The following is a 13,629-nucleotide window of genomic DNA, read 5'->3' on the forward strand; positions in this document are numbered from 1 at the left end:
CTCACCGTCAGCGATTGAACCGCTCGACCAATGCATATTGGGTGGCCGCGGTATTCGTCAGCTCCTTGCTCAAGTCCGTGGATTGATGGGCTTGCATCGAGGTCTGGTCGGCCAGTTCGGCGATGGTGGTGATGTTGCGGCTGATCTCCTCGGCGACCGCGCTTTGCTCTTCGGTGGCGGCGGCGATCTGGGTGGTCATTTCGGTGATATGGGACACGGCCTCGCTGATGCCTACCAGCGCCTGGTCGGCCTCCAGCACCCAGGCCACGCCTTCCTGGGCTTGGCGTTGGCCGTGCTCCATGCTTTGCACCGCGTTGTTTGAAGACGCCTGCAGCTGGGTAATCAGCGCGTGGATCTGGGTGGTGGACTGGGACGTACGCTGTGCCAGTTGGCGCACTTCGTCGGCGACCACGGCAAAACCACGGCCTTGCTCGCCGGCCCGTGCGGCTTCGATGGCGGCGTTCAGGGCCAGTAAGTTGGTCTGGTCGGCAATGCCCTTGATCACATCCACTACGCTGCCGATTTCGTCACTGTCCTTGGCCAATCGCGCCACGGTGGCTCCGGTTTCGCCGACCACTGCGGACAGGCGTTCGATGGCTTCGCGGGTATCACGCGCCACTTCACGGCCGCGCCCAGTCAGTACGTTGGCTTGCTGAGTGGCGTCGGCGGTACGTTGAACGTGGCTGGCGACTTCCTGGGTGGTAGCGGCCATCTGGTTGACGGCGGCCGAGACCTGTTCGGTTTCGACGCGCTGGCGGTCCAGGCCCTTGGAGCTGGCGGTGGCCAGCTGATCGGATTGCCCGGCCAGGGCGCTCAACTGTTCGGCACTGTCCTGCAGGCGGGTGAGGCAGGTTTTCAGGCGCGCGTCCTGGCTGAGGAACGCGGTTTCCAGACGGGCCTGTGGGCCGCGTGCATCGCTGTACATCTGCGCGATCAAGGCATCCGACGTCGAAGGCTCCACACCTTGCAACAGGCGCAACGTGCTGCCTTGGCGCCAGCGCGAGCAGAGCATACCCACCGGCACGGCGACCGCAACAGCCACCGCGATGGCGATGGGTGCACTGAGGAATAACCCCGCGAGGCTGCCGGCCAATCCGGTCGCCACGTACGGCACGCAACTGATCGCGGCCGGCAGCCAGGCATCCAGGCGCGGTACGCCCGGCTTGCCCTGGCTGATGCGTTGGTACAGGGCCTGGGCACGGCGGATTTCATCGGCAGTGGGCTTGACCCGCACCGACTCGTAACCCACCACCTTGCTGCCCTCGAAGATCGGCGTGACATAGGCGTTGACCCAATAGTGGTCGCCATTTTTCGAGCGGTTCTTGACGATGCCCATCCAGGGCAGGCCTTGTTTGAGCGCACCCCACATGTGCGCAAACACCGCGGGCGGCACATCCGGGTGACGTACGATATTCTGCGGGGCGCCGATCAGGTCGGCGCGTTCAAAGCCACTGATCTCGACAAAGGCGTCGTTGCAGTAAGTGATGACACCTCGGACATCTGTGGCGGAGATGAGTTTTTGCGAAGGCGCGAGGGAAATCTCACGCTGTGTTACGGGCTGGTTATTGCGCATTCCGACTACTCCCTGATTGCCCTCAGTTCATCGGCGCCAATTGCAAAAAAGTTAATCCACATGGGTCAATTGGCCCGCCACTGGTCAAAAGCCTGAAACTTCCCGATGAAAAACCTCATAATGGCGGCCATTTTTGTTTAGTCCGTTATTCTGGTGTGCCCCCATGGAAATCAAGGTCAACTTTCTCGACAACCTCCGACTTGAAGCCAAGTTCGATGACTTCACGGTGATTGCCGACCAGCCGATTCGCTATAAAGGCGATGGCTCGGCACCGGGGCCGTTCGATTACTTCCTGGCGTCGTCGGCCTTGTGCGCGGCGTACTTCGTGAAGTTGTATTGCCAGACGCGCAATATCCCCACCGACAATATTCGCCTGTCGCAGAACAACATCGTCGACCCGGAAAACCGCTATAACCAGATCTTCAAGATTCAGGTCGAGTTGCCGGCGGACATCTCCGACAAGGACCGCCAGGGCATCCTGCGTTCCATCGACCGTTGCACGGTCAAAAAAGTGGTGCAGGCCGGGCCGGAGTTCGTCATCGAGGAAGTCGAGAACCTGGACGCCGATGCCCAGGCCTTGTTGATGCCCGGTTCGACCTCCGACGGCGGCACCTACATCGCCGGCAAAGACCTGCCACTGGAGCAGACCATCGCCAACATGTCCGGCATTCTGGCCGGACTGGGCATGAAGATCGAGATCGCTTCGTGGCGCAATATCGTGCCTAACGTGTGGTCGCTGCATATCCGGGATGCGCACTCGCCGATGTGCTTCACCAACGGCAAGGGCGCGACCAAAGAGGGCGCCTTGGCGTCGGCACTGGGCGAGTTCATCGAGCGGCTTAACTGCAACTTCTTCTACAACGACCAGTTCTGGGGCGAAGAGCTGGCGAATGCGCCGTTCGTGCATTACCCGGATGAGCGCTGGTTCCAGCCGGGCCCCAACGACGAACTGCCCAACGAAATCCTCGACGCCTACTGCCTGAAGGTCTACAACCGCGAAGGCGAGCTGCGCGGTTCGCACCTGTTCGACACCAATTCCGGCAATGAGGAACGCGGCATCGTTTCGCTGCCGTTCGTGCGCCAGTCGGACGGTGAGGTGGTGTACTTCCCGTCCAACCTGATCGAAAACCTCTACCTCAGCAACGGCATGAGCGCGGGGAACACCCTGGCCGAAGCCCAGGTGCAGTGCCTGTCGGAGATCTTCGAGCGCGCCGTGAAGCGTGAAATCATTGAAGGCGAATTCGCCTTGCCGGACGTACCGGCCGAGGTGCTGGCCAAGTACCCAGGCATCCTCGCCGGTATCCAGGGCCTGGAAGCCCAGGGTTTCCCTGTCTTGGTGAAAGACGCGTCCTTGGGCGGTGAATTCCCGGTGATGTGCGTGACCCTGATGAACCCGCGTACCGGCGGCGTATTCGCCTCCTTCGGCGCGCACCCAAGCCTGGAAGTGGCGCTGGAACGCAGCCTCACCGAACTGCTGCAAGGCCGCAGTTTCGAAGGCCTGAACGACTTGCCGCAGCCGACCTTCGAAGGCCAGGCGGTGACCGAACCGAACAACTTCGTCGAGCACTTCATCGACTCCAGCGGCGTGGTGTCGTGGCGCTTCTTCAGCGCCCAGTCGGACTACGAATTCGTCGAGTGGGACTTCACGGGCGCAGGCGAAGACTCGAATGCCCAGGAGGCCGCGACCCTGTTCGGTATTCTTGAAGGCATGGGTAAAGAATCCTACATGGCGGTGTACGAACACCTCGGCGCTACCGCGTGCCGCATCCTGGTGCCGGACTACTCGGAAATCTACCCGGTGGATGACCTGATCTGGGACAACACCAACAAGGCGCTGTTCTTCCGCGAGGACATCCTCAACCTGCACAGCCTCAACGAGGAAGCGTTGCAGGCGTTGGTCGAGCGCCTGATAGAGAGCGAGCTGGACGACTACACCGATATCACCACCCTGATCGGCATCGAGTTCGACGACAACACCGCCTGGGGCCAACTGACCATCCTGGAATTGAAGCTGCTGATCTTCCTGGCCTTGCAGCAATATGAAGAGGCCAAGGAGTGTGTGGAGATGTTCCTGCAGTACAACGACAACACCGCCGAGCGTGGCCTGTTTTACCAGGCAATGAATGCGGTGCTGGAGATGGAGCTGGACGACGACCTGGACCTGGCGGATTACGAGGCCAACTTCCGCCGCATGTTCGGCGATGAGCGGATGGATGCAGTGATTGGTTCGGTGAACGGCGATGTGCGCTTCCATGGCCTGACGCCGACCAGCATGAAGCTGGAGGGGTTGGACCGGCATCAACGTTTGATCGAGAGCTACAAGAAGCTGCATGCGGCACGTGCCACCATCACCACCGGCTGATACTTGGCCCTGCAGGAGCTGGCTTGTTGTGGTGAGCGTGATTGTTGTGGTGATCGGGCTCTTGTGGTGAGCGGGCTTGCCCCGCGCTGGGCTGCGTAGCAGCCCCATGGGGAGTATCAGATTTTTGTGTTCGGGCTGGTTTGGGCCTGCTTCGCAGGCCAGCGCGGGGCAAGCCCGCTCACTACAAGAGCGTGCTCAACCACAAGAGCCCGCTCACCTACAAGAGCGGGCTCACCACACAAACCAAACCAACCTGCCTAGATGCGCGCCAGCGCCTGCGCCAGGTCGGCGCGCAGGTCTTCCACATCCTCAACCCCCACCGACAACCGCACCAACCCATCGCCAATCCCCAACTGCGCCCGCGTGGCCGCCGGGATGCTTGCATGGGTCATGATCGCTGGGTGCTCGATCAGGCTTTCCACGCCGCCGAGGCTTTCGGCCAGGGCGAAGATCTTGACGTTTTCCAGGAAGCGCGTGGCGCCGGCCAGGTCGCTGTTCAGGTCAATCGAGATCATCCCGCCAAAGCCGCGCATCTGTTGGCGCGCCAGTGCATGCTGCGGGTGGGACGTGAGGCCGGGGTAGTAAACCCGCGCCACTTGCGGTTGCTGCTCCAGCCAGGTGGCCAGGTCGAGGGCGTTGCTGCAATGGCGCTCCATGCGCAGCGCCAGGGTTTTCACGCCGCGCAGGGTGAGGAAGGCATCGAAGGGGCCGGCGATGGCGCCGACCGAGTTCTGCAGGAAACCCAGACGTTCGGCCAGTTCGGGGTTATCGCCGACAATGGCAATACCGCCGATCACATCGGAGTGGCCGTTGAGGTACTTGGTCGTAGAGTGCACCACCACGTCAAAACCCAGCTCCAGCGGGCGCTGGATCCACGGGCTGGCGAAGGTGTTGTCGGCCACGCAGATGATGCCTCGATCGCGGCAGATGCGGGCAATGGCGCTGAGGTCGGTGAGACTCAGCAGCGGGTTACTGGGGGTCTCGACCCAGACCATGCGGGTGTCGTCCTGCAAGCTCGCTTCAAATGCCGACACATCACTCAGGTCGACAAAGCTGAAGCGGTGCCCGGCGCTGCGTTGGCGCACCTTGTCGAACAGGCGGAAGGTGCCGCCGTATAGGTCATTGCCGGAGACGATGTGGGCGCCGGCATCCAACAGCTCCAGCACCGTCGAGATCGCCGCCAGCCCGGATGCGAAGGCAAACGCCTGGCTGCCGCCTTCGAGGTCGGCCACGCAGCGCTCCAGGGCAAACCGCGTGGGGTTGTGGGAGCGGCCGTAATCGAAGCCCTTGTGCACACCGGGGCTGTCTTGCAGGTAGGTGGAGTTCGCGTAGATCGGTGGCATCAGCGCGCCAGTGGTCGGGTCGGGAAATTGCCCGGCGTGGATCACGCGGGTGGCAAACGCGCTTTTATCGGACTGACTCATGCGAGGGATCTCCGTAGGTGGTTGAGCAGGTCGACGCGGGTGATCAGGCCGTGAAAGCCTGAAGCATCGGCAATAATGGCGACCAGGCCGCGATCCAGCTCCGCCTGAAGCTCCGCCAGGCTGGCGTTGGGGGCGAGGGTTTGCAGGGTATTGGTCATGGCGCTGGCGACCCTCATGTTGAAATGCGCGGCGTCCTGGTGCAGGCCCAGCAGGATGTCGGACTCATCGATCACCCCCACCAACTCACGGCCGTCCACCAACACCGGCAGTTGCGAGACATCCGCCAGGCGCATGCGCTGGAATGCGGTGAGCAGGCTGTCGTCAGGGCTCACGCTGATGACTCGGCCGTCTTCGAAGCGCCGCGCGATCAGGTCGCGCAGGTCGCCGTAGTGCTTGTAGTGCAGCAGGCCCGCGTCGTTCATCCATTGGTCGTTGTAGACCTTCGACAGGTAGCGTGTGCCCGTGTCGCACACAAACGTGACCACGCGCTTGGGCGTGGTCTGTTCGCGGCAGTAACGCAGTGCGGCGGCGAGCAGGGTGCCGGTGGACGACCCGCCGAGAATGCCCTCGGCCTTGAGTAACTGGCGGGCGTGATCGAAGCTTTCTTCATCGCTGATGGAATAGGCATGGCGCACGCTGGACAGGTCGGCAATCGAGGGGATGAAGTCCTCGCCAATGCCTTCCACCGCCCACGAGCCTGGCGTCTCCAACTGGCCGCTGCGGCTGTACTCGGCCATCACCGAACCCACGGGATCGGCAAGTACCATGGCCAGTTCGGGTTGCACGCGCTTGAAGAACCGCGTCAGGCCGGTGAGTGTGCCGGCCGAGCCGACGCCCACCACGATTGCGTCCAGATCATGTTGGGTTTGTGCCCAGATCTCCGGCGCGGTGCTGGTCTCGTGGGCCAGAGGGTTGGCCGGGTTGTTGAACTGGTCGGCGAAGAAGGACTCCGGGATGTCCTTGGCCAGGCGTGCGGCCACGTCCTGGTAATACTCGGGGTGGCCTTTGCCCACATCGGAGCGGGTGATGTGCACCTCGGCGCCCATGGCCTTGAGGTGCAACACTTTTTCCGTGGACATCTTGTCGGGCACCACCAGCACCACCCGGTAGCCTTTGGCCCGGCCGACCAGTGCCAGGCCCAGGCCGGTGTTGCCGGCGGTGGCTTCGATGATGGTGCCGCCGGGGCGCAGGCGGCCGTCGCGCTCGGCAGCGTCGATCATGGCCAGGCCGATGCGGTCCTTGATGGAGCCGCCGGGGTTTTGGGATTCCAGTTTGAGAAACAGCGTGCACAGACCGGTGTCGAAACGGCTGACGCGCACCAGTGGTGTGTTGCCGATCAGTTCGAGGACGGCGGGGCGGGAAGGGCTGGGCATGTCGTCACCTGAATACGGATGGGATGGACAGTAAAAGCGCAAAGCGTGGGTTCGACGATAGGCCGGGATCGGTCCGGTCGCAACCGGACGGTCCGTTGGCTGACTGTTTTTGGCGCATTAGCCGGGCGGGTTCAGCACCTGCTGTAAGCGCGTGACAACGGCGGCAGTAGCGGCCTGCATCGGCGCGCGCAGTTCGCCGCCGATCAAGCCTTGCAGGGCCAGCGCGGCCTTGACCGGCGCCGGGTTGGGCTCCATGAACAGTGTGTTGATCAGCGGCAGCAACTGAAAGAATGTCGCTCGCGCTTCGGCCAACTGGTTGTCGCGTACCTGCTGGCACAGCGCCACAAACGCTTGCGTCTGAATATGTGCCGAGGCCGCAATGGCTCCGGTCGCGCCGAGGCACAACGCATTGAACATCTGTACGTCTTCGCCGCACAGCACGTCCACCTCACCGCTGGCCAGCAGCGCGAGGGTATTGCCCAGGTTGCCACCGCAATCCTTGATCGCCACGATGCGCTCATGGGCAACGATGTTGAGCAGGGTCACCTGGTCGAAGGTCACGCCGGTACGGTAGGGAATGTCGTAGAGAATGATCGGCACGCTGGACGCATCGGCCACGGTACGGAAGAACGCTTCCAGGCCCGCCTGGGATGGGCGGATATAACTCGGCGCCGGCACCAGTAACCCGGCCACCGGGCGTTGCAGCACTTCACGTTGGAACTGCAGCAACTCGACCTGGTTATTGCCTGCCAGGCCCATCACCACTTGGTGCGCGGGCACCCATTGCAACACCGCATCCAGCACGGCCAGTTGCTCCTGACGGCTCAGCGACGCCGCTTCCCCGGTGGTGGTGCACACCATGATCCCGGACACGTGCTTTTCCAGCAGGTGACTGACCAGCCGGTGCAGGCCGTTAAAGTCGATAGCGCCGTGGTGGAACGGCGTGACCACGGGAACCCAGATACCTTGAAACGTTGACATGCACTTTCTCCTGATGATTGACCGCTGGAGTCACCGTCAGAAGGGCAGAGGCAATTGTGCAAGGTGGGTAGACCGTCGCGCTCAATGTCCTGTCAGCTCATCTGACGGGACAGCGCGCCCCGGTCACATGAGCGACTGTTTCTTCGATTTGAGGGTGTGTGCAACGCAACCTTGCGCCTTGGCAATCAAGCCAATGGCGCACAGGTTAACGGAGGACATTGCAGACATTGGCTGACACACCCTGAATAAGGCCTCCATCTTCATGGAATATTACAGAGTGTGTCAACGGGGCTTATTCGAATTTATCGATACGCGAGTCGGAGTAAAAAAACTCGTTCTTGTCGGTGCTCGACTCAAGGAAGTAGGCGTAGTCGGTCAGGAAGTACAGGTGGCTGACGCGCTTGTACTTGTCGTCGTCGACGCGGCAGGACAAGGCCTTGGCGGTGCCCGACAGTTTCGCGTTGAGTTCGCTGGCTTGCAGTTCACGCTCGACCTGGCAACGGGTGGTTTGTGAGTTTGTGCTGCTGCCGATCAGGCTGTTGAGGCTGGAACGTGTGCTTGCATAGGTCACTGTCTCACCCACGGGCAGGGCCTTCCAGTTGCCGGTGAAGCTCAGTTGGGTCAGCGTCGAGCTTTCGGCCATGCCTGAACCGCCGTAGGTGGCTTTCGACACCAGGTTGAACAGGTTGCGCCAGCTCACGGCCTGGCTCTCATAGCCGTCGCCACGGGTGGCCAGGGCCAGTTGACCGCTCGGCGCATCCTGGCTGATGAACTGGGTACTTTTGTTATCACTGGCCTTACCACGGTAGTTGCTGGTGCCGACAAACTGTACGTATTTGAACGAACGAGTGGGCTTGTCCAGGTTCAGTTGCGTGATGGCCGCCAGCACGGCAGGCTGCACGGACGTCAGGGCAATGGTGGTCGGTGCTTTCATGCGGGGCTTGAACGTCGGCAGTGCGGCGATTTTTTCCGGGTTGACGCAGACTTTATTGAACAGCAACTCATAGTCGGCATTGCTGCCGGCGATGTTCCGCGGCGTGGGGAAACTGTCGACACGACCGTCGCTGACGCGGTTGTTGGCATCCATGTCGTAGCCGGCAAGTTGCAGGTAAGTACCGGCTTTGCACGCCACCGAAAAGTGTTCGCGTTTTTGCGCATACGGGGCGTTGTAGGGCAGGTCATTGAGCACCGTCGGGTTATCGAAGGCAGCCCAGAAGCGCGTTTCGCCGTTGACGGTCTTGATGCTGTTGGCATCGATCAGGACCTGGTTGTCACGTTCGTTGGTCTGCACCAGGCGCCAGTCCGGCTGCGGTGTTTCGGCACAGGCGCGTACGAAGGTCTGGTTGGCGGCCAGGGTCGCGTACAGTTGCGGCGACAATGTCTGCGCTGTTGCATAGCGGCCAATGCTGCCTGGGTACATGCGTCGGACAGCATCCATGTACAACAGATGCACCTTCGGTGAAGAGCACGCAGCTTCCATTTGCAGGGTACGACGCACGCCATTGGGGAGGGCGGGCATCAGCAGCTCAAAGCTCAGCGAGTCGCCTTCGCGCACGATGCTATTTTCCACCAAGGGCTGAGTGAGCGCCTGGGTGAAGATTTGATCTATCTGTTTTTGTTGGGTGGCGCAACCGGCCAAGGTGGCGAAGCCACCGATCAGCAAAAGGGGAGTGATAAAGCGCACGAGAGCCTCGTTGAGTCCATTCAGGGATGTAAGGGTGACGGCGGATAAAGTTGAATCTTTAACCGGATGTTGCGGGCCGCAAGCCTAACGAGGATGGCCGCCTCTGTACAGCCGTGGCGTGGCCGCCGCCGGATATGTAAAGGTCGCAATCGTTCTGCCGTGGTCGTAGTGAGGCGGTAGGCTGTGCAGATATTCCGGGAGAACCTCGATGATCCGACGTGCGTGTTTGGCCGCTCTGCTGACCTTGTCCGCCTCGACCGCCTTTGGCGTTTCGAACTACGATCATCTGTATGCCTTCGGCGACAGCTACTCCGACAATGGCGCGGGCGAAGCACTCACCACCCGGCTTGCCGCGCAGAAGGTCAAGGAGGCCCAGGCGCTGCCAGGCCCCCTGTACTGGAAGGGGCGCTGGAGCAATGGCCCCACCGCCGTCGAAGGCCTGGCACAGGCATTGAACATTCCCCTGACCGACTATGCGGTGGGCGGAGCCAAAAGTGGCCATGGCAACTACTACGCGTGGATGATGCCATCCCGCGACACCGGCCTACTGGGGCAGGTCGCTGAGCATTTGCAGGTCGCCAAGGGCTACAAGGCCGACCCCAAGGCACTCTATTTCATCTTCATCTCGGCCAACGATTTTTTTGAATGGGCCGACTTCGCCCATCCTGAAACGGTCGAGGCCTTGAGCGAAGCCAGCCTGGCGAATATCCGCAGCGCCACCGAGCAGTTGGTTACAGCGGGAGCCAGGCACATCATGGTCGTGGGCACCACCGACCTGAGCCATGTGCCTGCCGTGGTGCAGGGCAATCAGGTCGACAATGCGAAAAAGTACCAGCAGTTGCTCGCGCAGAAACTCCCTGCAGTGCTGGCGCAGATCGGGACGGCGAAGGTCAGCTACTTCGATCATCTGGCTTTTAGCGACACACTGCGCGCCAACCCAGCGGAAAAGGGTTTCACCGACCTCGACACGCCGTGCCAAGCCACCTACCCGGAGGTGAAGCCGGTGTGTGCCGACCCCGATACCCATTACTACTGGGACGAATGGCACCCCACCCGCAAGGTTCATGCACTGGCGGCAAAGGCGATGCTTGAGGCGTTGCCTTAACCTGCAGCGACCGCCGCCTCAATGGCGGCGATATCGATCTTTTTCATGGTCATCATCGCCTCGAAGGCACGCTTGGCGGTCGCCGGGTCGGGGTGAGTCACTGCGTCAGTCAGTACGCGTGGGCTGATCTGCCACGACACCCCCCATTTGTCCTTGCACCAGCCGCAGGCGCTTTCCTGGCCGCCGTTGCCGACGATGGCGTCCCAATAGCGGTCGGTTTCGGCCTGGTCATCGGTGGCCACCTGAAACGAAAACGCCTCGGTATGGGAGAAGATTGGCCCGCCGTTAAGGCCGATGCAAGGGAGGCCCAACACGGTGAAATCCACGGTCAATACGTCGCCCTGTTTGCCGGCCGGAAAATCGCCGGGGGCCAGGTGGACAGCGTTCACCTGGCTGTCCGGAAAAGTCTTGGCATAGAAGGTCGCAGCCTCCAGGGCGGTGCCGTTGTACCAGAGGCAGAGGGTGTTTTTGCGGGTCATGATGGGTCTCCACATGAGAATGGGCGTGTGGAGTTTAGACGGCCAGTTGCTGCACGATAGGAAAGCCACGCGTGAAGGCTCGAATTGCATTGGAGGCGCTTATCCCAAAATGCCCCCAAGCAGGGTTCTATCCAGCCAAGATCGGGGATGTGACAATTCATTCATCACCCGGCGACAGGAACCAGGCGGGCTTATGGCACGTTGCTCGCGACAGCCATTCTGATTGGCCGGCCCGCTCTCTACTTCACTTGGACGATCAGCTGGCTTTACTGCTAGGCCGGGGATCGTCGTTCGGCGCGCTCACTACGTCAGACCGAAATGCCTTCCGTTTTTGGATGCTATGACTCTTAGCGCGCCTTGGTCCTTGCCTGCAAACATATTGACGGCCGGCATCTCTTTGAAAACGATGATGACGTGGCGGCGCTTGAGGCTGCTGAACTGAACGATGCCTCCGATGCGGAAAGGAACTGCTTAGTTGAGGCGGCTAAAAAGCTTGGAGTCGATAGTTGGGCTGAAGAGATAGGCATTATCTGATACGACGGATTGGACCTGTATGAACGACAGCAATGGGTCGATTTCTGCCGGTCACCACATGCAGTAAACGGTCAAAAACTGCCGATTAGTGCAGAAGGAAAAGGCGCAAAATTAGCCGTGAGGCTTTCTCACCATCCGCTTCGTAGAGTGTGTGCAATGAATCTTGATCGTTGAGCCTGTGTAGTTTGAAGTGATTATAAAAGGCTTGGCCCAACCGCTGTTGCTTGAAGCGTCCTTGGCTCCACAGCCGGATGAACTCGTCATAAGCTGCCCGCTCGATCTGCAGCGACATATTGTTTTCCATCTAAAGGCAGCCGTCATTAAAGGGATTCAGCTTACGAGCCGGTCACGAATCTCTCAACTCCGTTCGCTGCGAACCGGAGACGCTTTAGGCCTGTAGCGCTCGGTCGACTGATTAGATTGGGAAGGTTACGCTGGGGTCTTTGCATGCATGGAAGAGCGTATGACAGAGGTGTATCAAGGAAGCTGTTTATGTGCGGCCGTCAGTTATGAGCTGTCCACCACACCCAAAGCGGTGAGTCATTGTCATTGCAGCCAGTGTCGCAAAGGTCATGGAGCCGCATTTGCTTCGTACGGCAGCGTTCCGCGTAGCGCGCTGCAAATACTTAGCGGCGCTATGCATATCAAAACCTATGCTTCTTCAGAGACGGTATCACGCGAGTTCTGCGCGCAGTGCGGTTCGGCCTTGTTCTGGTCACGATCTCAAGGTGAGTTTGCCAACTGGGTTTCAATAGCGCTGGGCACGCTCGATACGCCCTTTTTACCTCGAAAGCAGAAACATGTTCATCTCGACGCCGCAGCGCACTGGCACAGTTCATCCAACCCATGCCCTCCAAACGACTGAAGTCTTCCGGGCGAAAGCTGCCTCGCTTTTGTTGACGGAGATAGGCATTGGCGTAAAATCGCCACCCCAAAAAATCAGCGTGCATAGCCAGAAGGGGCTCAGATGCAACGGGTGATGATTGTTGGTCAACCTGGGTCTGGCAAAAGCACTTTGGCGCGTAAGCTTGGCCAGCGTACGGGGTTGCCGGTCGTTCATATCGACACTATCCACTGGCAACCAGGGTGGATCGAGCGAAGCCGGGATGAGAAGACGCGGCTTTGTCTCGACGTCGAGGCCCGTGATTGTTGGATATTCGAAGGTGGCCATTCAGTCACTTGGGACAACCGGATGGCCCGTGCAGATCTTCTAATATGGATTGATCGTTCGGCGACACTTCGATTCTTGCGCGTACTGCGCAGAACACTGCTCCAACGTGGTAAGTCTCGGCCTGACTTGCCGGAGAACTGCCCCGAACGGCTGGCGAACCTGCCGGAGTTTTTTAGATTCATGTGGCGGACGAAAAAATCAGCGCGAGCGAAGATGCAACAACTCTTGGCAACAGCGCCATCAGCTTGCAGCGTGGTTCATCTGCGTTCTAATCGAGATACCAGGATTTTTCTCGCAAACATTGGAAAAACGACTGGCCAAGCTCCGCAAGATTGATCGACGGTTGACTGCTTCACCAAGGAAACTGTCGGTTGCGAGCGGCGGCCCTTGGGCGATAGCTGCTTGTCACCTCCGACTGCGATCGGCCATGAGCGGCCTTTCACCTGTCCACAGAAAGACACTCAACTTACCCAGCTGTAGAGACAAAATTGAAAATGACACAGACTTAAAAACTACTTAAACCTATCTGGAATGTACTCTTGGCTTTCAACTAATTTTAGCGCATTCAACATATCTTCCAAGAAGTGAGTTAGCTCCTCTTTAGATTCGCAAACTGTTAGAGAAGCTATTTCCGAATCGCAAAGGCGCTCTTTGATAATGCGCATGCAATCTGCATAAATCATTAGCTCCCCTTCAGATAGGCGCAAATCAAACAACGTTACACTGGCAATACACTCTTTTTTTAGAACATCCATTACTCACCCTTTAACATAGTCAGAAAAATCTAGATTGAAATGCCTTAAGCTCGTTTGAATCGCCCCTGATTTTCTAGAGGCATCCGAGTGGTTTGTAGTGGTCAACTAATCCCGGACACGACGTTAAGTTTTTCCTCGGCCTGCGCTGGTGCCAACCCATCGTTGAATTGATGAGGCCGAATCCAGTT

The 13,629-nt window shown here is 59.6% G+C and carries 12 protein-coding genes; 4 read left to right on the forward strand and 8 right to left on the reverse strand.

Features of this window, described 5'->3' with window-relative positions; all coding sequences use genetic code 11:
- Positions 1 to 7 precede the first annotated feature (7 nt).
- Positions 8 to 1,513 (reverse strand): methyl-accepting chemotaxis protein, encoded by a 1,506-nt coding sequence (locus BM403_RS05140; RefSeq protein WP_371913997.1) that lies wholly within the window; start codon positions 1,511 to 1,513, stop codon positions 8 to 10.
- Positions 1,514 to 1,736: 223 nt separating this feature from the next.
- Between BM403_RS05140 and BM403_RS05145 the strand changes: the two genes are divergently transcribed.
- Positions 1,737 to 3,935: an OsmC domain/YcaO domain-containing protein gene (locus BM403_RS05145; RefSeq protein ID WP_093541908.1), complete on the forward strand. Its 2,199-nt coding sequence runs from the start codon at positions 1,737 to 1,739 to the stop codon at positions 3,933 to 3,935.
- Between the two features lie 257 nt (positions 3,936 to 4,192).
- Here the strand turns inward: BM403_RS05145 and BM403_RS05150 are convergent, their stop codons facing one another.
- The 4 genes from BM403_RS05150 to BM403_RS05165 form a co-directional block, all read right to left on the reverse strand.
- A complete protein-coding gene (locus tag BM403_RS05150) occupies positions 4,193 to 5,359 on the reverse strand; it encodes a cystathionine gamma-synthase (protein WP_012724563.1) in 1,167 nt (388 codons plus the stop codon).
- On the reverse strand, positions 5,356 to 6,732 hold the full coding sequence (locus BM403_RS05155) for a pyridoxal-phosphate dependent enzyme (protein WP_046036175.1): 1,377 nt from the start codon (positions 6,730 to 6,732) through the stop codon (positions 5,356 to 5,358). Before BM403_RS05155 ends, BM403_RS05150 begins: the two co-directional genes overlap by 4 nt.
- Positions 6,733 to 6,849: 117 nt before the next feature.
- Positions 6,850 to 7,713, reverse strand: a complete 864-nt coding sequence (gene dapA / locus BM403_RS05160) for a 4-hydroxy-tetrahydrodipicolinate synthase (protein WP_093541911.1) — start codon at positions 7,711 to 7,713, stop codon at positions 6,850 to 6,852.
- A 292-nt stretch (positions 7,714 to 8,005) separates the two neighbouring features.
- A complete protein-coding gene (locus tag BM403_RS05165; protein WP_093541913.1) occupies positions 8,006 to 9,397 on the reverse strand; it encodes a hypothetical protein in 1,392 nt (463 codons plus the stop codon).
- 208 nt (positions 9,398 to 9,605) lie between these two features.
- Between BM403_RS05165 and BM403_RS05170 the strand changes: the two genes are divergently transcribed.
- Positions 9,606 to 10,502 (forward strand): SGNH/GDSL hydrolase family protein, encoded by an 897-nt coding sequence (locus BM403_RS05170; RefSeq protein ID WP_093541915.1) that lies wholly within the window; start codon positions 9,606 to 9,608, stop codon positions 10,500 to 10,502.
- Here BM403_RS05170 and BM403_RS05175 read toward each other — a convergent pair.
- The gene (locus BM403_RS05175) at positions 10,499 to 10,981 is read right to left on the reverse strand and encodes a VOC family protein (protein ID WP_046036171.1); all 483 of its coding nucleotides are present in this window, start codon (positions 10,979 to 10,981) and stop codon (positions 10,499 to 10,501) included. The genes BM403_RS05170 and BM403_RS05175 overlap by 4 nt on opposite strands.
- 619 nt (positions 10,982 to 11,600) lie before the next feature.
- Positions 11,601 to 11,819: a hypothetical protein gene (locus BM403_RS05180; RefSeq protein ID WP_064053449.1), complete on the reverse strand. Its 219-nt coding sequence runs from the start codon at positions 11,817 to 11,819 to the stop codon at positions 11,601 to 11,603.
- Between the two features lie 159 nt (positions 11,820 to 11,978).
- Between BM403_RS05180 and BM403_RS05185 the strand changes: the two genes are divergently transcribed.
- On the forward strand, positions 11,979 to 12,380 hold the full coding sequence (locus BM403_RS05185; protein WP_082893930.1) for a GFA family protein: 402 nt from the start codon (positions 11,979 to 11,981) through the stop codon (positions 12,378 to 12,380).
- 102 nt (positions 12,381 to 12,482) lie between these two features.
- Positions 12,483 to 13,022, forward strand: coding sequence for a P-loop NTPase family protein (locus BM403_RS32125; protein ID WP_064053450.1), 540 nt, complete (start codon positions 12,483 to 12,485; stop codon positions 13,020 to 13,022).
- 176 nt (positions 13,023 to 13,198) lie between these two features.
- Here the strand turns inward: BM403_RS32125 and BM403_RS05195 are convergent, their stop codons facing one another.
- Entirely contained in the window at positions 13,199 to 13,441 is a 243-nt protein-coding gene (locus BM403_RS05195) for a hypothetical protein (protein WP_093541917.1), read from the reverse strand.
- Positions 13,442 to 13,629: the final 188 nt, after the last annotated feature.

The organism is Pseudomonas sp. OV546 (genome assembly GCF_900116845.1).
Classification (GTDB): Bacteria; Pseudomonadota; Gammaproteobacteria; order Pseudomonadales; family Pseudomonadaceae; genus Aquipseudomonas; species Aquipseudomonas petroselini.